16 protein-coding genes are annotated in these 20,172 nt (G+C 60.8%); 9 read left to right on the forward strand and 7 right to left on the reverse strand.

Features of this window, described 5'->3' with window-relative positions; genetic code table 11:
* Window positions 1–127 precede the first annotated feature (127 nt).
* Entirely contained in the window at window positions 128–1,528 is a 1,401-nt protein-coding gene (gene lpdA, locus GKKCFE_RS25740; protein WP_445577273.1) for a dihydrolipoyl dehydrogenase, read from the forward strand.
* A gap of 68 nt (window positions 1,529–1,596) precedes the next feature.
* Here the strand turns inward: lpdA and GKKCFE_RS25745 are convergent, their stop codons facing one another.
* From GKKCFE_RS25745 to GKKCFE_RS25775, 7 genes are all read right to left on the reverse strand, one after another.
* Complete coding sequence (locus GKKCFE_RS25745) at window positions 1,597–3,747, reverse strand: hypothetical protein (protein WP_445577274.1); 2,151 nt, start codon at window positions 3,745–3,747, stop codon at window positions 1,597–1,599.
* Window positions 3,734–4,927: a DUF3142 domain-containing protein gene (locus GKKCFE_RS25750; protein WP_445577275.1), complete on the reverse strand. Its 1,194-nt coding sequence runs from the start codon at window positions 4,925–4,927 to the stop codon at window positions 3,734–3,736. The genes GKKCFE_RS25745 and GKKCFE_RS25750 overlap by 14 nt, the downstream gene beginning before the upstream one ends.
* Window positions 4,928–5,006: 79 nt before the next feature.
* Window positions 5,007–5,822, reverse strand: a complete 816-nt coding sequence (locus GKKCFE_RS25755) for a class I SAM-dependent methyltransferase (protein WP_445577276.1) — start codon at window positions 5,820–5,822, stop codon at window positions 5,007–5,009.
* On the reverse strand, window positions 5,816–6,970 hold the full coding sequence (locus GKKCFE_RS25760; RefSeq protein ID WP_139048689.1) for an acyltransferase family protein: 1,155 nt from the start codon (window positions 6,968–6,970) through the stop codon (window positions 5,816–5,818). The genes GKKCFE_RS25755 and GKKCFE_RS25760 overlap by 7 nt, the downstream gene beginning before the upstream one ends.
* Complete coding sequence (locus GKKCFE_RS25765) at window positions 6,967–7,842, reverse strand: class I SAM-dependent methyltransferase (protein WP_139048690.1); 876 nt, start codon at window positions 7,840–7,842, stop codon at window positions 6,967–6,969. The genes GKKCFE_RS25760 and GKKCFE_RS25765 overlap by 4 nt, the downstream gene beginning before the upstream one ends.
* Entirely contained in the window at window positions 7,839–9,131 is a 1,293-nt protein-coding gene (locus GKKCFE_RS25770) for a glycosyltransferase (RefSeq protein WP_107323165.1), read from the reverse strand. The genes GKKCFE_RS25765 and GKKCFE_RS25770 overlap by 4 nt, the downstream gene beginning before the upstream one ends.
* Window positions 9,125–10,720 carry a glycosyltransferase gene (locus GKKCFE_RS25775; RefSeq protein WP_445577277.1) on the reverse strand — a complete coding sequence of 532 codons (1,596 nt, stop codon included), beginning with the start codon at window positions 10,718–10,720 and terminating at the stop codon, window positions 9,125–9,127. The genes GKKCFE_RS25770 and GKKCFE_RS25775 overlap by 7 nt, the downstream gene beginning before the upstream one ends.
* Window positions 10,721–11,145: 425 nt before the next feature.
* Between GKKCFE_RS25775 and GKKCFE_RS25780 the strand changes: the two genes are divergently transcribed.
* From GKKCFE_RS25780 to GKKCFE_RS25815, 8 genes are read left to right on the forward strand one after another with little or no spacing between them, the layout of a single operon-like run.
* Entirely contained in the window at window positions 11,146–12,060 is a 915-nt protein-coding gene (locus GKKCFE_RS25780; RefSeq protein ID WP_047226666.1) for a GDP-mannose 4,6-dehydratase, read from the forward strand.
* Window positions 12,057–13,025, forward strand: coding sequence for a GDP-mannose 4,6-dehydratase (gene gmd, locus GKKCFE_RS25785; protein WP_047226665.1), 969 nt, complete (start codon window positions 12,057–12,059; stop codon window positions 13,023–13,025). Before GKKCFE_RS25780 ends, gmd begins: the two co-directional genes overlap by 4 nt.
* A gap of 3 nt (window positions 13,026–13,028) precedes the next feature.
* On the forward strand, window positions 13,029–14,471 hold the full coding sequence (locus GKKCFE_RS25790; RefSeq protein WP_445577278.1) for a mannose-1-phosphate guanylyltransferase/mannose-6-phosphate isomerase: 1,443 nt from the start codon (window positions 13,029–13,031) through the stop codon (window positions 14,469–14,471).
* The gene (locus GKKCFE_RS25795) at window positions 14,471–15,268 is read left to right on the forward strand and encodes an ABC transporter permease (RefSeq protein ID WP_188251907.1); all 798 of its coding nucleotides are present in this window, start codon (window positions 14,471–14,473) and stop codon (window positions 15,266–15,268) included. Before GKKCFE_RS25790 ends, GKKCFE_RS25795 begins: the two co-directional genes overlap by 1 nt.
* Window positions 15,268–16,533 carry an ABC transporter ATP-binding protein gene (locus GKKCFE_RS25800; RefSeq protein ID WP_188251908.1) on the forward strand — a complete coding sequence of 422 codons (1,266 nt, stop codon included), beginning with the start codon at window positions 15,268–15,270 and terminating at the stop codon, window positions 16,531–16,533. Before GKKCFE_RS25795 ends, GKKCFE_RS25800 begins: the two co-directional genes overlap by 1 nt.
* Window positions 16,530–17,897: a glycosyltransferase family 4 protein gene (locus GKKCFE_RS25805; protein WP_139048695.1), complete on the forward strand. Its 1,368-nt coding sequence runs from the start codon at window positions 16,530–16,532 to the stop codon at window positions 17,895–17,897. Before GKKCFE_RS25800 ends, GKKCFE_RS25805 begins: the two co-directional genes overlap by 4 nt.
* Window positions 17,888–19,018 carry a glycosyltransferase family 4 protein gene (locus tag GKKCFE_RS25810; protein WP_316912391.1) on the forward strand — a complete coding sequence of 377 codons (1,131 nt, stop codon included), beginning with the start codon at window positions 17,888–17,890 and terminating at the stop codon, window positions 19,016–19,018. Before GKKCFE_RS25805 ends, GKKCFE_RS25810 begins: the two co-directional genes overlap by 10 nt.
* The gene (locus GKKCFE_RS25815) at window positions 19,019–20,149 is read left to right on the forward strand and encodes a glycosyltransferase family 4 protein (RefSeq protein WP_076383172.1); all 1,131 of its coding nucleotides are present in this window, start codon (window positions 19,019–19,021) and stop codon (window positions 20,147–20,149) included.
* Window positions 20,150–20,172: the final 23 nt, after the last annotated feature.

Raw genomic sequence — 20,172 nt, forward strand, 5'->3', positions numbered from 1 at the left:
AACGACTCTTGTGAAATTTATGTTTGAGCACCTTCTCGCAAATTCTCGACCCTGGCCCTTGACCGAGATATTCGAGAACGCACATATTACGATCATAATTTTTCTCAAGCAGAGCGGGAGAAGCGCCATGAGCAACTACGACGTGATCATTCTGGGCGGTGGCCCCGGTGGGTATAACGCGGCGATTCGCGCCGGACAGTTGGGCTTGAAGGCCGCCTGTGTCGAGGGCCGAGCCACCTTGGGCGGCACCTGCCTGAACGTCGGTTGCATGCCCTCCAAAGCATTGCTCCACGCCTCGGAGCTGTACGAAGCGGCCATGGGAACGCCATTCGCCAATCTGGGCATCGAAGTCAGCCCCACCCTCAACCTCGCTCAAATGATGAAGCAGAAGGACGAGAGCGTGGCAGGCCTGACCAAGGGTATCGAGTTCCTGTTTCGCAAGAACAAGGTCGAATGGATCAAGGGCTGGGGCCACATCGACGGGCCCGGCAAAGTGACGGTCACTGGTGAAGACGGCGGCAAGACCACACTGAGCGCCAAGGACATCGTCATCGCCACCGGTTCCGAGCCCACTCCCCTGCCGGGTGTGGCGATCGATAACCAGCGCATCCTCGACTCCACCGGTGCATTGTCCTTGAGTGAAGTGCCGCGTCATCTGGTGGTGATCGGCGCAGGCGTCATCGGCCTCGAATTGGGTTCGGTCTGGCGGCGCCTGGGCGCTGAGGTCACGGTGGTGGAATACCTCGATCGCGTCTGTCCTGGCGTGGATGGCGAGGCCGGCAAGACCTTGCAACGGGCCCTGGGCAAACAAGGCATCCAGTTCAAACTGAGTTCCAAAGTCACCGGCGCCACGTCTTCGGCCAGCGGCGTGCAATTGCAGGTTGAGCCTGCAGCGGGCGGCGAGACGCAGCTCTTGGATGCAGATTATGTGCTGGTCGCCATTGGCCGTCGGCCGTATACCCAGGGGCTGGGGCTTGAGAACGTCGGCCTCAGCACCGACAAACGCGGCCTGCTCGCCAACAAGGGCCACCGCACCGAAGCGCCCGGCGTGTGGGTGATCGGCGACGTGACATCCGGTCCGATGCTGGCCCACAAGGCGGAAGACGAGGCCATGGCCTGCATCGAACAGATCGTCGGCAAGGCCGGCGAGGTCAACTATGACCTGATCCCCAACGTTATCTACACCCGTCCAGAACTGGCCAGCGTCGGCAAGACCGAAGAACAGCTCAAGGCTGAAGGCCGCGCCTACAAGGTCGGGAAGTTTCCGTTCACGGCCAACAGCCGGGCGAAGATCAACCACGAGACCGAAGGTTTCGCCAAAGTACTGGCCGATGAACGGACCGATGAAATCCTCGGCGTACACCTGGTGGGGCCAAGCGTCAGCGAGATGATCGGGGAATACTGCGTCGCCATGGAGTTCAGCGCCTCAGCCCAGGACATCGCGCTGATTTGCCATCCGCACCCTACCCGCTCGGAAGCCTTGCGCCAGGCGGCGATGAATGTCGAAGGGATGGCGACACAGATGTAATGCGTGAACTTATCCACAACACGCGGGGAGCAAGGCTTGCTCCCCGCGTATCTGGATGTCTACAAAGCTTAACGAGCCGAAATCCGGGCCTTGCGCTGGCGACGGCTGATCAATCCCAGCCCCAGCGCCACCACCAGCAGGCCACCGGCTATTTGCAGCCAAACCTTATAGGGCCGCAACACCGAACGAATCGGCTCCAGCGCCTGGGTCACGTAGCGTTTGTCCGCGTTGCCAAAATCAGGATAAGGGCAGTGGCGGCCAAAATCCCAGGCCCACTCCACGTAAGGGCCGTGCTGCACATAACGTTGATACAACGCACGTTGCTCCGCCAGGCTGGAGTTGTACCCCACCGCGGCGCACAGCACCGCCGCAAACGCATGGCTGGTATGGGGCAGGTTATCGGCCGCCTGGCTCGCCAACGCCGTGGCGACAAAACGGTAATGATAACGCGCGTCCGGTTGCGCGGCGCTGGCCTGCTGACGTTGCCACTCGCCTTCGCTGATCAGCGGTCCAACCTTCAGGTCGGCGGGTTCAAGGCTATAGTTGCCGCCAAAGGTGGCGTAGTCCGGCGCCATCTCGTAACCGAGCAGTTCCATACCGTGGGTACGCGCGAACCAGGACGCATTGAAATACGCCTCGGCCCGTCGAGTGGGCCACCACCTGGACTCGGCCTCCTGGCGCAACTGCCCATACGCTCGGGCCTGGTTCTGAAGCTCGACGTTGTCGAAGTAGTCCGGCGCCTCGTCGTAGCGTCCTTCTCGCAGCAAGCGACGCCCCAGCAGATTGCGCAGGTTCGCGGCCACCGGCAGTTGCACGTAATTGTCGCGATCCTGCTGGCTCAACGGCGGCACCGCCGGGACTTGAGCATCGACGTACTGCTTGAGTTCGTCGACGGTCAGCACCCGCTCAGCGACCGTAGCGGCGTCATACCAATAAATGCTCTGGCTACGGTAGAGCTGATCGAAGGCTTGAAGGTAATCGCCCCGTTGCAAGGCCAGGATCGCGCTTTCGCCTTCGACCCGGCACTTGGGTTGCACGGACTCGTAATTCCAATCCGGCGTGCGTCGCTCGCCCCACGACTCGTCTTTGGGAAACGCCTGGGCGGCTTTGGCATAGGCCGCCGCCGCGGCGCCTTTGTCACCCTCGCGCACCGCCAGTTTGGCCCGCAGCCACCAGGCCAGCCCGCTATCCCCAGCCTTTTCCAGGAACGCCTTGGCGGCGACATAATCGCCTTGCTGATAATTCACCGCCGCCAGACGATCGGCATTATCGAGACTGTCACGGGTGCTGGCTTGCAGCAACTTGACCAGCCGCTTCTCGCCGGCCGGTTGCTCACCGAATGACCAACCGATACGGCTGAGCAACGAAGCGGTGAGCAGTTGCTGCACTGCTTTGCCTTTGAGCTGGCGCATCAACTGCTCGTCCGGCAGCTCGCTCAGATCACCGACCAATTGTTTCAACGAACTGTAGCCGACCTCGGAGCCCAGCCGGTTCTGGCTGGCGTAGAGTTCAATGGCACTGTTCCAATCGTCACGGGTGTAGGCAACCCGGGCTTCTTCGCCGAGGCTGGCGACACCCAGCTCCAACGGGTCACTGAAACCACTGATGCTCAACTGACGAGCCTGACGGAACGCCTCTTGAGCCTGCTCCAGCAATACGGCCGGTTCACCGTTGCCCGCCTCGCTGCTCATGGCGAACAAGGCTCGTCCCAGGGAATACGCGGCCCATGTGCTGCGCAACCGGCGCTCGTGCGCCGGCAACGCGAGCAACTGACGGAACGAATCGACCGCCAGCGCATGCTCGCCGGCGTTGAAGGCTGTCGCGCCGATCGCGTACAACCGCAGTTCGGCAGGCAGATTCGCCGCTTCGGTGGTGACCTGCTGAACGTCGGTCAGCGCCCGCACCCGCTCCACCACCGCTTGCTGCGGCGGGGTCAGGCCAAGCCGTTCGGCCTTGTTGCGTTGTTCGACGTAGGCAGGCACATCACCATAACGCTGATCCGGGTTGGCCGTCGCATCGGTGGCCGACTTGAGCCCGGCTATGGCGTGGCCGAGGCGACTGATCTCGAAGCGAAAGCTGCCTTCGGGCAAATCCGCCAGCGATTGGCTGCGGTTATCCAGCAGGCGCATCGGGAAATCCGGTCCGCAGGCCAGCACCTGGCCCAACGGCAGGCTGAGGCTCAGACAGAGCAGACGACTGGGCCACTTACGGGTGGACATTGAAACCTCCTTGGTCAATTTTCGTACAGCGCGCCCAGCCAACGGCACGCTGGGCGCCGGCGGCCAGGCGGCCTTCCTGAATGCGGGTGAAGGTAAGCAGTCCGGGAGTTTGTTGCAACGTGTACCCCGCCAGCGCATCGGCACCGTCGCAGGCACCAACGACCAAGGTCAGGCGTTGCGGCCAGGGACTGTCGAGATTGCCCTGGTTAACCAACGCAATATCGTAAAGCCCGTCCTGTTCACGCACACGCAAGGCCAACCGACTGTCCAGGCGTTCCCCCCGCGCAACGGCACCGAGGGTGGTCAAGCTCCAGGCACGTCGGTCATCCGCCAGCGGCAGGCGAAACCAGATCAGCCCGGCCAGATGTGTCGGCGGTTCGGCCCGCAGTTCTGCCACCAGCCCGGCCACTTGCTGCGGGTCGGCCAGCAGCTCACGACGCTCGCCGCCTTGATCGATCGGCACTTCACTTTCAACCACCGGCACACCACTGTCCTGAGTCAACAGCGCCATGCCGTAGGCTGGCAGGGCCAGATAGAACGGTCGCGTGGTAACACCGCTCCAGCGTTCGGCCCAGCGCAAAGCCTGTTTCGGGTCGAACAGCCCCTGCCGGGGATCACTGACCGCATGGACCTGCAACACGCTGCTGTCCACCGTCCGCAGCAGCCCTGGCAACGCAGGGCTGTCGAGCCAGGCAGGTAATGCCGTGATGCTCAGCCCCAGCGTGGCGGGCAGGGCTTGCCGCAAGCGGTTCAAAAATGCGCCATAGGCAGGCAGTCGCGCACTACCGGCGTCGTGGTCGATCTCGATCCCTACTGGAGCCAGGCCTTGCGCTTGCCAGTCGCTCAGCAGCTGCTGGATCTGCGCGATCACATCGTCCTGATCCAGAAATTTGAGCTGACCGTCCAGGCGTATCACTGCGATCAGCGGTCGACCGTCAGCCTTGAGCAGTTGCGCATCGATCCGCGCGCGGCTCCAGCCGGCCTGGGGAAAGGCCTGCAAGGCAAGAATGCGCAGGCTGGAAAAATCCTTATGGCTTTGTTGGAGCGCCAGCACGTGGGCCGGCGTCCACTGGCGCTGCCAGACATAGAGTTGTTGATCGAGAGCCGGTGGCGGGGACTGTTCACAGCCGCTTAAAAGCAATGCGGCAAGGGTCAGCGATAGCCGAAAAAGAAACGCCATGGAATTTCACCACCCCAAAAAAGGCTGGCAGATTAACCCCTCCCGCACCTGCCACAAATGAATTCATCCTCAGTCCCTGTCATTCAGGCTTACGCGCAATAATCACCTGACTCTTGGCCACCACCGCGTCCAGCGCCTGCTTGATCTGCGCGCCGCGTGGCGAATTGAGCACCGCTTGCCAGGTGTCTGCCCAATGGTTGAGCAACGGGTGGTCGGCATTGCTGAAATCGACTTTCGCTTCCCAGAACAACAGCATCCACATCGACCAGTAGAAACCGTACTGGCTGTGGCTCAACACCTCCAGCCCGGCCTCGCTGACCATCGCCTTGAACTGCTCTTCATTGATGATGCGAATGTGGTTGGGCTTCTGGAAATACTCCGGCGCGGCGATGTCTTTTTGCAGATCTTCGGAGCTGGGGTGCGGCACGCTCAACAGGTACAGCGCGCCGGGCCGGCCGACCCGGACCAGCTCGGCGAGAAACTGCGCCGGGTCGTCGACATGCTCAATGACTTCCGTGGACACCACGCGAGTGACCGTCCCATCGGCAATGGGCAGCGGGTTGCAGTCGGTCACATGGCATTCGACGTCACGCGCCGGAGTGTCGCTCAAGCGCTGGCGGGTGGCCTCGACCTTGGCCGCGTCGATGTCGGCGATGATGATCTTCGCCCCGCGCATGCCACAAAAATGCACGTTGCCACCGTCGCCGCAGCCAACGTCCAGCAATGTGTCCTCAGGCGCAACCGGAAAACCGCTGAACAGCTCTCCGGTTTGCTGATTGAACCAGCCGCTGAGCATCGCATCGTGCAGCCCGAGCATATAGGGATCGACCTTGTCGGCCGCTGGCGTTGCGGGCGCGGGCGTACCCGTGGTGAGTTTCTTCAAAAGGCTCAGCATGAAGGGGCTCCAGAGACGGGAAGGACGGGACGGGCGGCACGCAGGCGTTCAACCAGTTGAGCTCCGCGCTGGCGCATGGGCATTTCAACCATCCGGTAGTTGAGTTCGCTCAACAGCCCGATCAGCGTCAAGGCACAGGCAAGGGCCAGCCAAGGATCACTCGCCACGTCCGGCGACCCCAACGGGGCGAAACGAAACCACAGCTCGCGCAGCAGGAAAAACACCGGGATGTGGATCAGATAGATCCCGTAGGAGCGGCTGCCAACCCAGGTCAACGCGGTTTTCAACGGGCTGCGCGGCAGCAGATAGTCCCGGTCATAGGAGGCCACCCATACCAGCACGGCACTGAGCAGCGCGATGACCCCAAGACGGTAGAACGACAGATTGAAGTGCTCAGTGGCAATCCACGCCATCACGCCCCCCAAAACGACGATCAGCAACATCCCCGCTCCGGGCCAGCGCAGCCACTTGGGCTCGAACCGCCCGTACCCGTGCCGCAAGCTCCAGATCGACAGCAGCACGCCGAGGGCCAGGGCGTCGGTGCGGATCACCGAGAGCCATACCGCACGCCAGGTGAAAAACTGTACCAGCACCACCGCCAGCAACACCCAGACCAGATACCGGCGCGAGACGAACACCAGCAGCGGCAGAATCAAATAGAACTGCTCTTCCAGCGAGAGCGTCCAGTAAACAAAGCTCGCACCATATTCATACCGCATGAATGCATCAGCAAAACGCAAATTGGCGAATTGCAGAAAACCGGCCAGGGTCGCCTGTACGTTGGCTTGCACACTGCCAAACGCACCGGAACGATTAAAAAACAACGCAGCCAGCAGCATCAGCAGCAACCAGAGCCACGCCGACGGCAGCAGGCGAAACGCCCGGCGAATCCAGAATTCGCGGGCGGTGGCCCAGAACTGCCGAGAATTGTCACAACCGCGCAGTTGCGGGATCAGACTGCGGCCAATGACAAAGCCCGATATCGCGAAGAACAGATCCACGCCCCACCATAGTTGGAAGCTACCGGAAAGAGCCGACAGACGCGGCCATCCGCCGGGAAACGGCATGCCTTGTACGTGATGGAACAGCACACCCATCACCGCAACGGCGCGCAACAACTCGATGTCCATGATTCGCTTGCTGCTCATGCTGAGCTCCGGGTGGCAGGATCAGGTTTGCGGGCAATGATGACCTGGCTCTTGGGCATGAATTGATCGAGGACCTGCTTGATCGCCAGGCCATCGGGTCGTGTCAGCACGCCCTGCCAGAGAGTCGCCCAGCTCTCCATCAGCGGCGGGTAAGGTGCCTGGATCCGGTCACGCACCGCCCCCTCGAGGGCTCGTCCGGCCGCGCGTTCACTGGCCCAGAAAAAAATCATGCCCATGACCCAGAAAAAGCCGCTGGCCTGGCGATGCTCGATGACCAGCCCCGCGTCCTCCACCAATGCAGCGAATCGTTCGGCACTGAAAATCTGCACATGGTTGGGAGACTGGAAGTAACCCGGCGGTGCGATGCCCTGCTGTAAATGCTCGCCCACCGGGGCCGGCACGCTGAGCAGGTACTGCGCCCCTGGCCGGCCCATGCGCACCAGTTCGGCCAAGAACGGCTCGGGTTGGTCGACATGCTCGAGCACTTCCATGCACACGATTTTGTCAGCGCAGCCATCGGCCAGCGGCAGCGGCAGGCTATTGCTGACCAGACCCAGAAACGGCGCGCGGGTCTGGGCCTCGACCTGACGGGCCAGGCTGCGCACCTTGTCGTGCTCGCTGTCGGTAAAAATCACTGAAGCGCCTTGGCGTACTGCAAACAAGGTCGCCACGCCCTCCCCGCAACCAACGTCCAACAAGGTGTCCTGGGCGGTGATAGCAAAGCCTTTGAGCAGCTCGCCGCTGTCGTTGAGAAACCAGCCGTCGAGCATTGCATCGTAGAGGCCCACGTCACGGGGCGACACGGCGCCAGTCGATGGCGGCGCGGCAGGTACGACGGGCGGCCTGAGCCACGCCAGCAACCGCCCGATCATGGCTGCTGCGCGTTCCGGCGACGCTCCAATACCTGTTCAAAAAACACCCGCAGACGCTGCTCGGCGTTGGCCTGGCTGCAGAACGTTTCCAGACTGCGCACGGCATGGGCCGACATGCGGCGATAACGCTCGGGGTCGTTTTTGGCCACGTCGTAGCTGGCGCGATAGGCCGAGCACAGCGAGTCCCAATCGGTGACATAGCGCAGGGTTCGAAACGCTGCACGCGGGTCGTGGGGCCAGGCAGTCAGTTCCTCGGTGCACTCGACGACGAAGGCATTGTCGTGGTCGATGTAATCGGCCATCGCCGTGTTCACGGGGGCAATCGCCGGCCGGCCGCAGGACATGAACTCCATCAGGGGCAAGCATTGGCCTTCGCCGTAAGAGCAGTTGACCACATAGCGAGTGGCCTCCACCAACCGCTCGTAGTCCGCGTCCGCCAGGTAACCGTGGATCAGCACGATGCGGCAACGGTATGACTGGTTCTTGTAGACATGGTGCAGCATGTCGTTGAGAGCGGCGGTGACGTCGTGGTGGGTCAGCTTGAGTACCAGCGTTGCGTCAGGAACGTCGCGGAACGTCGCGCAAAATGCGCTTATCATGTCCTTCCAGTTCTTGCGTCCATCGTAAGGGTTGAAGACCGACGTATACACCACTCCGTCCAGAAGCAGCTCGCAATCCTGGGCCGGCGCATCAAAAACCAGCGCCGTACCGGCCTGGTGCGCTGGCGGGCCGTAGGGCCGCAGGTCGACGGTGCGGCTGTCGATCAACAGCCCGCGCAACTGCAGGCGCATGTGATCGACCGTAGGTCGCTGGGCCAGCACCGCACCGCGCGCGTAAAACCGGTCCCATACCGGAGCGGCAATGGCAACGATGGGGAAGTCCGCCCCCATTACCTCCCGCACGGCGTGGACGGTGAAGCTGGAATGGGTAATCGCCATGCCGGTCGCGCCAAGGACCACTCGCCAGTCGTGCCGCGGCTCACCCTGCCAGCTTTCGGTTGGAATGGTGCTGAACTCCCAGGCGAAGACGGGAATCGTCGGGCAGGCGTAGTGGGCATCTGTGCGATGGGGCGGGGAAAAGGACAGGAAGACACAATCCTCGCCGCGCCCCAGGCAATCGGCATATAGCTGATCGACTTCTTCTTCCGGCCGGGTCACTTCAATGACGTGTCCCAGCCGCTCCAGTACCGGGCGAAACTCCTTGAGCACGAAGTAATAGCTGTATTCGGGTTTGCCGAGGTTCGCCAGAATGTTGCTCTGATTGGTTTCCGAATAAACGATGATCAGCATGATGTGGAGCCCACCTGGGCCAGCAGCGGCGCATTCTCGGCACGGCCTTGCGGGGCCAGGAAATCCACCAGGCGCTGCTGCACCGGGGTAAAACCGCAATAGCGACGCATGCGCTCATTCGCCGCCACCGCCATGGCCTGGTAGGCCTGCGGCTGATGCCGGGCCATGGCGTAGCTCTGTTGGTAAGCAAGTTTCAGCGATCCCCAGTCGGGCCGATGGCGCAGGGTGCGGTACAAAATGCGCGAATCTTCCGGCCAGATGGTGGGTTCATGGCTGGATTTGACGATAAAGGCCACCTCGCTATCGATGTAGTCACGCATCGCCGTGTGGTCCGGCGCGATGGCCGGGCGCGCGCAAGACATGAACTCCATCAGCGGCAGGCACAAGCCTTCGCAGCGCGAAGCATTGACGTAAAAACTCGCCGCACCGTACAACCGGGCGAATTGCTCGTCCTCCAGATAGCCATGCATCACCACTACCCGACAGCTGAACGGCGATAGCTGGGACAGCAGCGTGAGCAACTCGACGTAGTAGGTCGACAGGTCGTTCTGGGTCATTTTCAGCACCAGCGTGGCGTCCTCGACGTCCCGCAGCGCCCAACAAAATGCCGTGATCAAGTGATGCCAGTTCTTGCGACCGTCATCGGGGTTGAACACGCTGACATAGACCACCCCGCTGACTTGGGTTTCCACCACCCGATGGGTATCCGGCAGCACCGCTTGGGGATGTTCCGGTGACACCGACTCTGGAGTGGACTCGACGACACCTGGCATAGGCCGCGTCGGGCCTCTCATCAGTCGGCTCACCAAAATGCGCACCGGCACTGGCACCAGGTCGCGAACCGCTTCGCGATACCAGCACAACAGATTGTGCTTGATCAGCCACAACGGCCCTTGGGTAGCCTTTGCGGTCAAGGCGCGCAGCACTTCGCGCAGGTAATGCCGGGAGATGAAAGCGCGGCGCCGCCACGTCAGGGCCGTAGGTTCGCTGGACGCCCTCCCCGATGCCCCTTCGGCAAGCGGAGCGATCAAGCCATCTGCCGACAGCCCAAGGGGACGGCTGTCGATGATGCAGCCCTTGATCTGCAAGACCGTGCCCGGATTGACCGGTGTGATGGGATATTGCTCACGAACCGCAGCGAAGCGTTCCCACAGTGGCGTGGGCAAGACCAGCACCGGGAAATCCTCGCCCAACGTACGACGGATCGCCTCGGCCGTGTGGCTGGACAGGGTAATCACCCGGCCATGGCGCGCCAGCGTGCGGCTCCAGTCATGGCGCAGGTCGTCGTCCCAGTGCTCGGCCGGAATCGAATCGAATTCCCAGGCCACCACGCAGACCATGGGGCATAGCAGATCGACGGGCGTCTTGTGGGGAGGTGAAAACGAGAGAAACAGACAGTCCTGCCCCGCCTGCTGCAACGTTTGATAGAGCGGATCGACCTCGGCGACCGATGACACCACATGCACCCGGCCCAGGCTTTCCAGCACGGGGCGATAAGCCTTGAGCACGAAGTAATAACTGTACTCAGGGCGGCCGAGGCTCTGGCTGATGGAGTGATCGTTTACGTCCGAGTAAAGAATGAAATTCATGGCATCCCATCATGGAGCGGCCATCCCGGCGACTCCACCTCATGACGGTCGACTCACGAACCGGCCCGGCCAGGAGGCCGTTGCTCGTCGATTGTCTGCGTACCCGTCTCGTTCTTGTTTTTAGTGGCCCTTGCCCCGTGGTTCGACTTGAAATCGACATCGCAGGGATCGTGACAAGGGGCATTCTAACCACATCAACCAAGGGTTCGTGAACAGGCGAATGAGAATAAACCGGCTATAAATATGAGAACTGACCGGTCACGATTTACATGGTTGAAATTGCTTCGAAATTGGCACAGATTGGCAACCAAACAACTACAACAAACGCTTCATCTGGGCTGACTTTCAACTGGGTTTCTCCGAACTTACGGAAATATCCTACTCAGATCCGCACCAGACGAAGTTTGCATCGAGAGGGCTGGTGCTTGAAAAAACGTCTGTTCGTAACAGGCCTCGGCGGTTTCGTAGGACGCCACATCAAATCTCGCCTGGATGCCCCCAATTCCAGTTGGCAGGTGATGTCCGTCCCAAGCCGTTATGACCTGACAGACGGTAGATCCCTGGAAGGTCTCTGGCCCGAGATCCCCGATGCCGTGATCCACCTGGCAGGCCAGACATTCGTTCCCGAAGCCTTTCGCGATCCGGCCCGCACCCTGCAAATCAACCTGCTTGGCACCTTGAATCTTCTCCAGGCCCTCAAGGCCCGGGGGTTCACCGGAACATTTCTGTATGTCAGCTCTGGTGATGTGTATGGCCAGGTCAATGAAACCCAGCTCCCCATTACCGAACTGCACGCCCCTGCCCCGCGCAACCCCTATGCCGTCAGCAAGCTGTCAGCCGAACTGCTGAGCCTGCAATGGGGCATGAGCGAAGGCTGGCCGGTACTGGTAGCCCGCCCTTTCAACCACATCGGCACCGGTCAGAAAGACAGCTTCGTCATCGCCAGCGCGGCCCGGCAGATCAGCCGCATCAAGCTGGGCCTGCAATCGGCCCAGTTGCAAGTGGGCGATATCGATGTCACCCGCGACTTTCTTGACGTAGGCGATGTGATTTCAGCCTACCTGGCGTTGCTGGAACACGGCGCGCCTGGGCAGACCTACAACATCTGCTCGGGTCACGAGCAAAGCATTCGCAGCCTGATCGAACAATTGGGCGACATCGCCCAGGTCGATGTGCAATTGATCCAGGACCCTGCGCGTCTTCGCCGCGCAGAACAGCGTCGCGTCTGCGGTAGCCCTGCCAAGCTACGCCAGGCCACGGGATGGACGCCTGAAACAACAACACAACAATCCTTGCGGGCGATCCTGTCCGACTGGGAGATACGGGTACAACAAGAATGAAAAGTGCATTGATCACAGGGATCACCGGCCAGGACGGCGCGTATCTGGCCAAGTTGCTGCTCGACAAGGGTTACAAAGTCCATGGCCTGGTGGCCCGGCGAAGCAGCGATTCGCGCTGGCGGCTACGCGAGACCGGGATCGAGAACGACATTGTTTACCTGGACGGCGACATGGCCGATGCCTGCTCGGTACAACGCGCCGTGATCAAGTCAGCGCCGGACGAGGTGTATAACCTGGCCGCGCAGAGTTTCGTCGCCGCTTCCTGGAACCAGCCGGTGACCACGGGAATCGTCGATGGCCTCGGGGTGACCCACCTGCTCGAAGGCATTCGCCAGTTCAGCCCTCAAACCCGTTTCTACCAAGCGTCCACCAGCGAAATGTTTGGCCTTATCCAGGCCGAGCAGCAGGATGAGCACACCCCGTTCTACCCACGCAGCCCCTATGGCGTGGCGAAACTGTACGGCCACTGGATCACCGTCAATTACCGCGAAAGCTTCGGTCTGCACGCCAGCAGCGGCATTCTTTTCAATCATGAATCGCCCCTGCGCGGCATCGAATTCGTGACGCGCAAGGTCACCGACGCCGCTGCGCGCATCAAGCAAGGCAAACAGCAGGAGTTACGCCTGGGCAATATCGACACCAAGCGCGACTGGGGCTTTGCCGGCGATTATGTCGAAGCCATGTGGCTGATGTTGCAACAGGACAAACCCGACGATTACGTGGTTGCCACAGGCGTGACCACCACTGTGCGTGAGATGTGCAGGATCGCCTTCGAGCATGTGGGCCTGGACTACCGTGACTTCGTGAAGATCGACCCGGCGTTTTTCCGCCCGGCTGAGGTGGACGTGTTGCTCGGCAACCCGGCCAAGGCCCAACGGGTTCTTGGCTGGAAACCCCGGACCGACCTCGACACCCTGATCCGCATGATGATGGATGCGGACATGAAACGCGTCGCCAAGGAGTAGGCCATGCTGATTCCCATGATTCTCTCCGGCGGTGCCGGAACGAGGTTGTGGCCGATGTCCCGCGAGGGCCATCCCAAACCCTTCATGATCCTGCCTGACGGCCAGTCGCTGCTGAGCAAGACCTACCGCCGCGCCGCCGGGTTGTTCGACGGCCGCGGCGACATCGTTACCGTGACCAATCGCGAGTATTACTTTCAGAGCCGCGACCACTACCAAAGCGCACATCTGGCACGCCACCGCGGCCATTTCGTACTTGAACCGACAGGCCGCAACACCGCGCCGGCCATCGCCACGGCGACGCTCGCGGTGCAAGCACTGCACGGTGACGATGCCATCCTGATGGTGATGCCCGCAGACCACCTGATCCAGAACGAGGCGGCCTTCAAGGCTAGCGTGGAGCATGCCACGCAACTGGCCAAAAGCGGTTACCTGGTGACCTTCGGCGTACTGCCCACGACACCGGAAACCGGCTTCGGCTATATAGAACGGGGCAAACCCCTGGATACCCAGGGCGCTGCCAAGGTCGTACGCTTCGTCGAAAAACCCGACCGGCAAACCGCAACACACTATCTGGAAAGCGGCCGTTTCCTGTGGAACTCGGGCATGTTCTGTTTTTCAGTCAAAACCCTGTTGGCGGAATTGCAGAACCACGCCCCGGCGTTGCTGGAACAGGCTCGCGCCTGCATAGCCGCGAGCACGGCCGTGGAGACATCAGGTTGCGTGCAACAGGAACTGTCCGCCGCGCATTTTTCCGAAATGCCGGACATCTCCATCGACTACGCCTTGATGGAGCGCTCCAGTAATGTGGTGGTGGTCCCTGCCGCATTCGATTGGAGCGACATCGGCTCCTGGAGTGCCGTCGCCGATCTGGTGCCCGCCGATGCACAGAACAACCGCGTCAGCGGTGAGGCGTTGTTCATCGACAGCCAGAACAACTATGTCCAGAGTGAGGGACGGTTGGTGGCCGCGCTCGGTGTGGAAAACCTGATCATCATCGATACCGCCGACGCCATCCTCGTCGCCCATTCCGACCGGGCCCAGGATGTACGCCGCGTCGCGCGCCAGCTCAAGGACAAGGAACACGAATCCTATCGCCTGCATCGCACGGTCAGCCGTCCATGGGGTAGCTACACCGTGCTGGAACAGGGCCCGCGCTTCAAGATCAAGCGCATCGTGGTCAAGCCAGGCGCAGCGCTGTCCCTGCAAATGCATCATCACCGCAACGAACATTGGGTGGTCGTCGAAGGCATGGCCAAGGTCACCAACAATGGCTCTGAAGCTCATCTGGTGGCCAAGAACGAATCGACGTTCATCCCCGCCGGGCACCGCCATCGGCTGGAGAACCCCGGCGTCATCGACCTGGTGATCATCGAAGTCCAGAGCGGTGAGTACCTGGGAGAAGATGACATCGTGCGCTTCGAGGATCACTACGGCAGGGCCGTCTGATGTTGCTGACCTTGCACCGTGCACTGTGGAGCTACCGCGGTTTTGTCCTCGGCAGCGTCAAGCGCGAATTCCAGGCGCGCTATCGCAACTCTTTGTTCGGCGCGTTGTGGACCGTGCTCAACCCGCTGTCGATGATCCTCGTCTACACCGTGATTTTTTCCCACATCATGCGCGCCCGCCTGCCGGGGGTGGACGATGGCATGGCCTACAGCGTCTACCTCTGCGCCGGGCTGCTGACCTGGGGGTTCTTCGCCGAGATCACGACCCGCAGTCAGGGCATGTTTCTGGAAAACGCCAATCTGCTGAAGAAGATCAGCTTTCCCAGGATCTGCCTGCCGGTGATTGTGCTGTTCAACGCCGGGATCAACTTCGCGATCATCCTCGGCCTTTTTCTCGGTTTCCTGTTGATCACCGGCCGCTGGCCGGGGATGACGTTGCTGGCGCTGGTGCCATTGCTGGCCCTGCAGGTGATGTTCGCCGCCGGGCTGGGCATGTTGCTGGGAATTCTCAATGTGTTCTTTCGCGATGTCGGGCAACTGTTCGGCATTTGCCTGCAATTCTGGTTCTGGCTGACGCCCATTGTGTACCCGATGACCATCCTTCCACCGTCGATCCAGCAACTGCTGGCCCTCAACCCCATGACAGCGCTAATGCAGAGTTACCAGAATCTGTTTCTCTACAACCAGTGGCCGGTCTGGAGTTCGCTGACACCGCTGTTGGTCATCGGCCTACTGATGTGCTTCACCGGTTTGCGGATGTTTCGACGCCGCGGCGGTGAAATGGTGGATGAACTCTGATGGGGCATTTACGCGTCAGTGGCCTGGGCAAGGCCTACAAGCAGTATCCGAACCGCTGGAGCCGGTTGTTCGAATGGCTGATTCCCTTTTCCCGCCCACGTCATCAATTGCACTGGGTCTTGCAGGGCGTCGATTTCGAGATCCAGCCCGGTGAAGCCGTCGGCATCGTCGGAGTCAACGGCGCGGGCAAAAGCACGTTGCTCAAAATGATCACCGGCACCACCCAACCCACCTGTGGCCACATTCAATTGCGTGGCCGCGTCGCGGCGTTGCTGGAGCTGGGCATGGGGTTCCACCCGGACTTCACCGGCCGCCAGAACGCTTTCATGGCCGGGCAGTTGCTGGGCATGCAGGTGGAGGAAATCGAATCATTGATGCCGCAGATCGAAGGTTTTGCCGAAATCGGCGCGGCCATCGACCAGCCGGTACGCACCTATTCCAGTGGCATGCAAATGCGCCTGGCCTTCAGCGTCGCCACGGCCCGCCGCCCGGATATCCTGATCGTCGATGAAGCCCTGTCGGTGGGTGACGCCTACTTCCAGCATAAAAGCTTTGAGCGCATCCGCAGTTTTCGCAAGGCCGGTACGACGCTGCTGATCGTGTCCCACGACCGCTCGGCGATTCAGTCGATCTGCGACACCGCCATCCTGCTGGAGCACGGGCGCATGGCCATGCGCGGCAAGCCGGAAGAGGTGATGGATTATTACAACGCAATGCTGGCCCAGCGCGAGGGCCAGATCGTCCGCCAGGAAATGCTCGCCAACGGCCAGGTACGTACCATCTCCGGCACCGGCGAGGCCGGCATTGTTGATGTACAGCTGTTGAACAGTCAGGGCCAGCCGGTGGAAGTGGCCGAAATCGGCCAACCGATGGTGTTGCAGGTGCGGGTCGAAATCCGCCAGGACATCGAGCGGCTGGTGCTGGGTTTCCTGATCAAGGACCGCCTCGGCCAGCCCATGTACGGCATCAACACCCATCGCCAGGATAAAGCCGTGACCGACCTCAAGGCCGGCGAGCACGTCACCTTCCGTTTCAGTTTTGACATGCGCCTGGGCAAGGGCAATTACTCCGTCGCGCTGAGCCTTTCCCGACTGGACTCGCACTTGGACCGCAACTTCGAATGGCGCGACTACGGGCTGGTGTTCCACGTCATCAACAATCGCCAGGAAGATTTCGTTGGCTGTTCGTGGCTCCAGGCCCGTACCAGCATCCAGCGCACCGCATTACCAGCGGCCGAGGAACTGACGCAAAAGGAGTTGCCATGACCCGCCTGCTGGTGGACTGCACCTATGTGTACGATCATCCGAATGACAATTCCGGAATCCAGCGGGTGGTGCGCAACGTTATCCGCGAGCTGCCGACCATAAATCAGGAGTGCGAATGCATTCCCGTGGTGATGCTGCAAGGTAAGTTGTACGAAGTTAAAAGTCTGGCTCCTCTGCCCACAAAGGGGCTGGATCTGGTCGGCTTGCGAGCAGGGCTGGAACAGTTCGCCAACCTGTTATGGCTCAGACAGCGGACCCTCGAGCGGCGACGCCCATTCAACCAGTCAGTTTGGGCTCGTCGCCTGTTGTACGTCGGCTGCCGGTTGTTCGCTCTGGGGTGCCTGAGCATTCCGATCCGAGTACTCGATCGCCTCCTCAAACGCCAGCAAGTCCCGACACGTAGCGTACCGCTGGAGCATAGAGCCGGTGACCAACTGGTGTTGCTCGACTCCTCCTGGCACTCAGGCTTCTTCCCCTTGGCCGAAAAGCTCAAGCGTGAGGGCGTCGGGATCATCTCGGTGGTCTACGACCTGATTCCCCTGACCCATCCACAGTTCTGCGACGCCGGGCTGGTCAAGGTGTTCAACCATTGGTTCGACTGGATCGCCCGCACCGCCGATGGCTACATCGCGATCTCCACCACCATCCGAGACCAGCTTCGCGAGGAAATGGTACGGCGTATTGGCGAGCAACAGGTACGTGAACGTTGGTTCGACTATTTCCACTTGGGCAGCGAACTGGATTTGGTGGATGCCACCAGCGCCATCGACAGCAAACTGCTGCGAGTATTCACGCAGCCCGAGCCAGTGTTCCTGATGGTCAGCACCATCGAACCACGCAAGAACCACGCTTACCTGCTCGATGCGTTCGAACGCGCCTGGGCTGCCGGCTCAAAGGCAAGGTTATGCATCGTCGGAAAAATAGGCTGGAAATGTGAGGACTTGATCGAGCGCATAAGGCGTCACCCGCAACTCAACAGCCGCCTGTTTATGTTCAACAATCTTTCGGACCATAGCCTGGAACACGCTTACCAACATGCCACTGCGCTGGTGTTCCCCTCCTACGTTGAAGGCTTTGGTCTGCCGCTGGTGGAGGCCATGCAGCGCGGCTTGCCGGCGATGGGCAGCGACATTGAGGTATTTCGGGAAATCGGCGGTGAATTCATGGCCTATTTCAATCTCGAAGATCCCCAGAGCCTGGCAGACCTGGTGACCGGCATGGAAAACAGCGGGGTTTTCCCGGCCAGTCGTCCCCTCGATCAATGGCAATGGCTGAGCTGGCGCCAGGCCAGTGCGCAATTGGTGGAGCGAATCGAGCGACACATTGATGAAGTGATCCTCGACAGGGAAACAGCATGCGAATAGCTCTGAACGCCCGGATCCTCCAGGCGCCACGCACAGGCATCGGCCAATACGTGGCGGAACTGGCCACTGCCCTGGCCCAGGAGCCGGATGTACAGCTGTCATTGTTCCATGGCTGGGGCTGGAGCTCGCAGTTGCCGCAAGCGGCCACGCCTGGTTACTCGCGGCTTACACCTTTGCTGCGCCAGGTACCGGGGGCCTATCGGGCGCGGCGCTGGCTGGAGCAGAAACGCTTCGATCAGGGCCGTTCTCGCGCCATCGACCTGTATCACGAACCGAGCTTGTGGCCCCTGGCCTTCGAAGGGCCGACGGTGATGACGCTGCATGACCTGACGCACCTGCGCTACCCCGAGACGCAACCACCGGCACGACTGAGGGAAATCGAGCGTCGGCTCAGCCGTGCGGTAGAGCAGTCGCAGCTGATTCTGACGGACTCGCAGTTCATCGCCGATGAAGCCCGAGAACACTTCGGCCTTTGCGCGGAACGCTTGAGAGTCGCCCCGCTGGGGGCTGCTGCACGCTTCCATCCACGCGAACCCGAAGCCATCGATGGGGTTCTCAAAGCCCATGGGCTGGAAGCGGGCCGATATTTTCTGTGTGTCGGCACCCTGGAGCCACGCAAGAACCTGTCGCTGGCCCTGCGCGCCCACGCCAGGCTACCCGAATCCGTCCGTCAGACTTTCCCTTTGTTCATCGTAGGAATGAGCGGATGGCAGCGCGCACAACTCAGCGACGAGTTGAAAAATGCCCTGGCCGGAGGTCATGTTTGTCTCGCGGGCTACTTGCCCGACGAACAGGTTGCCCAGCTATTGGCAGGGGCACGTGCACTGATTTTTCCGTCGCGCTATGAAGGCTTTGGCCTGCCGGTGCTCGAAGCCATGGCCAGCGGCACCCCGGTGATTACCACCCGCTGCTCGGCGATGCCGGAAGTGGCCGGGGCGGCCGGCAATTATTGCGACCCCGACGATCCCCAAGGCATGCGCGAAGCCATGGGCCGGTTGATCGAAGATCGCCTGCATTGGCAGGCGTGTCGTGAAGCCGGGTTGCAACAAGCAGCGCTTTTTTCCTGGCAACGGTGTGCAAAGGTGACCGCCCAGGCGTATCGCCAGGTTCTGGGAGGTTGAATGCGAGTCCTGCACTTTTACAAAACCTATCTGCCTGACTCCATGGGCGGCATCGAACAGGTTATTTTCCAGCTGTGCGACAGCAGTGACCGATTGGGCATCGATAACACCGTGCTGACGCTGAGCAACGATCCGGCGCCGGGTCCGATCAGCATCCGACAGCATAAGGTTCATCAGGCCCGGATGGACTTCCAACTGGCCTCCACCGGGTTTTCCTACAGTGTTTTCAAGAAATTCCGCGAGCTGGCTGCCGAAGCAGACGTAATCAACTACCACTTCCCCTGGCCATTCATGGACCTGGTGCATTTTTGCAGCGCACTGAAAAAACCCTATGTGGTCACCTACCATTCGGACATCGTGCGTCAGCGGCACCTGCTGAAACTGTATCGCCCCCTGATGCGACGCTTCTTGAACGGCGCGGATCGCATCGTCGCGGCATCACCTAACTATGTGCATACCAGCGACGTGCTCAAGGAGTACCGCGATAAGACCCAGGTCATTACCTATGGCTTGAACAAAGCCAGTTATCCACAGCGTGACGCTGAACGCATCGCACAGTGGAAGGCGAAACTGGGCGAGCGCTTCTTTCTGTTCGTGGGGGTGATGCGTTATTACAAGGGCCTGCACATTCTGCTCGACGCCCTCAAAGGCGTGGATTATCCGGTGGTCATCGTCGGTGCAGGCCCGCTGGAGAAAGAACTGCATGCCCAGGCACAGGCGCTGGGCCTGCGCAACCTGCACTTCCTCGGACGCCTGGGCGATGAAGACAAGGTGGCATTGCTGGAGCTGAGCTACGCCATCGTGTTCCCTTCACACCTGCGCTCTGAAGCGTTTGGCATCTCCCTGCTCGAAGGCGCGATGTATGGTAAACCGATGATTTCCAGCGAGATCGGCACCGGCACCAGCTACATCAATATCCACAATGAAACCGGCCTGGTGGTGCCCCCCAGCAACCCGGAAGCTTTCCGGGAAGCGATGCGTACCCTGTGGGACAACCCGGCACAGGCCAGGGAAATGGGCATCAGGGCCGAAGAGCGTTACCGGCAGTTGTTCACCTCCGAGGAGATGGGCCGCAAATGGCTGCAACTCTATGAGGCGTTGCTGGAGCAAAAGGCGCTTTCCTACGCGTAACACTCGCCGATGAGGCGAGTGGA

It is taken from the genome of Pseudomonas sp. E141, from assembly GCF_052659885.1.

Coding starts and splice junctions, on each gene's coding strand:
- lpdA (WP_445577273.1), top strand. CDS start 128: ATGAGCAACTACGACGTGATCATTCTGGGCGGTGGCCCCGGTGGGTAT.
- GKKCFE_RS25745 (WP_445577274.1), bottom strand. CDS start 3,747: ATGTCCACCCGTAAGTGGCCCAGTCGTCTGCTCTGTCTGAGCCTCAGC.
- GKKCFE_RS25750 (WP_445577275.1), bottom strand. CDS start 4,927: ATGGCGTTTCTTTTTCGGCTATCGCTGACCCTTGCCGCATTGCTTTTA.
- GKKCFE_RS25755 (WP_445577276.1), bottom strand. CDS start 5,822: ATGCTGAGCCTTTTGAAGAAACTCACCACGGGTACGCCCGCGCCCGCA.
- GKKCFE_RS25760 (WP_139048689.1), bottom strand. CDS start 6,970: ATGAGCAGCAAGCGAATCATGGACATCGAGTTGTTGCGCGCCGTTGCG.
- GKKCFE_RS25765 (WP_139048690.1), bottom strand. CDS start 7,842: ATGATCGGGCGGTTGCTGGCGTGGCTCAGGCCGCCCGTCGTACCTGCC.
- GKKCFE_RS25770 (WP_107323165.1), bottom strand. CDS start 9,131: ATGCTGATCATCGTTTATTCGGAAACCAATCAGAGCAACATTCTGGCG.
- GKKCFE_RS25775 (WP_445577277.1), bottom strand. CDS start 10,720: ATGAATTTCATTCTTTACTCGGACGTAAACGATCACTCCATCAGCCAG.
- gmd (WP_047226665.1), top strand. CDS start 12,057: ATGAAAAGTGCATTGATCACAGGGATCACCGGCCAGGACGGCGCGTAT.
- GKKCFE_RS25790 (WP_445577278.1), top strand. CDS start 13,029: ATGCTGATTCCCATGATTCTCTCCGGCGGTGCCGGAACGAGGTTGTGG.
- GKKCFE_RS25795 (WP_188251907.1), top strand. CDS start 14,471: ATGTTGCTGACCTTGCACCGTGCACTGTGGAGCTACCGCGGTTTTGTC.
- GKKCFE_RS25800 (WP_188251908.1), top strand. CDS start 15,268: ATGGGGCATTTACGCGTCAGTGGCCTGGGCAAGGCCTACAAGCAGTAT.
- GKKCFE_RS25805 (WP_139048695.1), top strand. CDS start 16,530: ATGACCCGCCTGCTGGTGGACTGCACCTATGTGTACGATCATCCGAAT.
- GKKCFE_RS25810 (WP_316912391.1), top strand. CDS start 17,888: ATGCGAATAGCTCTGAACGCCCGGATCCTCCAGGCGCCACGCACAGGC.
- GKKCFE_RS25815 (WP_076383172.1), top strand. CDS start 19,019: ATGCGAGTCCTGCACTTTTACAAAACCTATCTGCCTGACTCCATGGGC.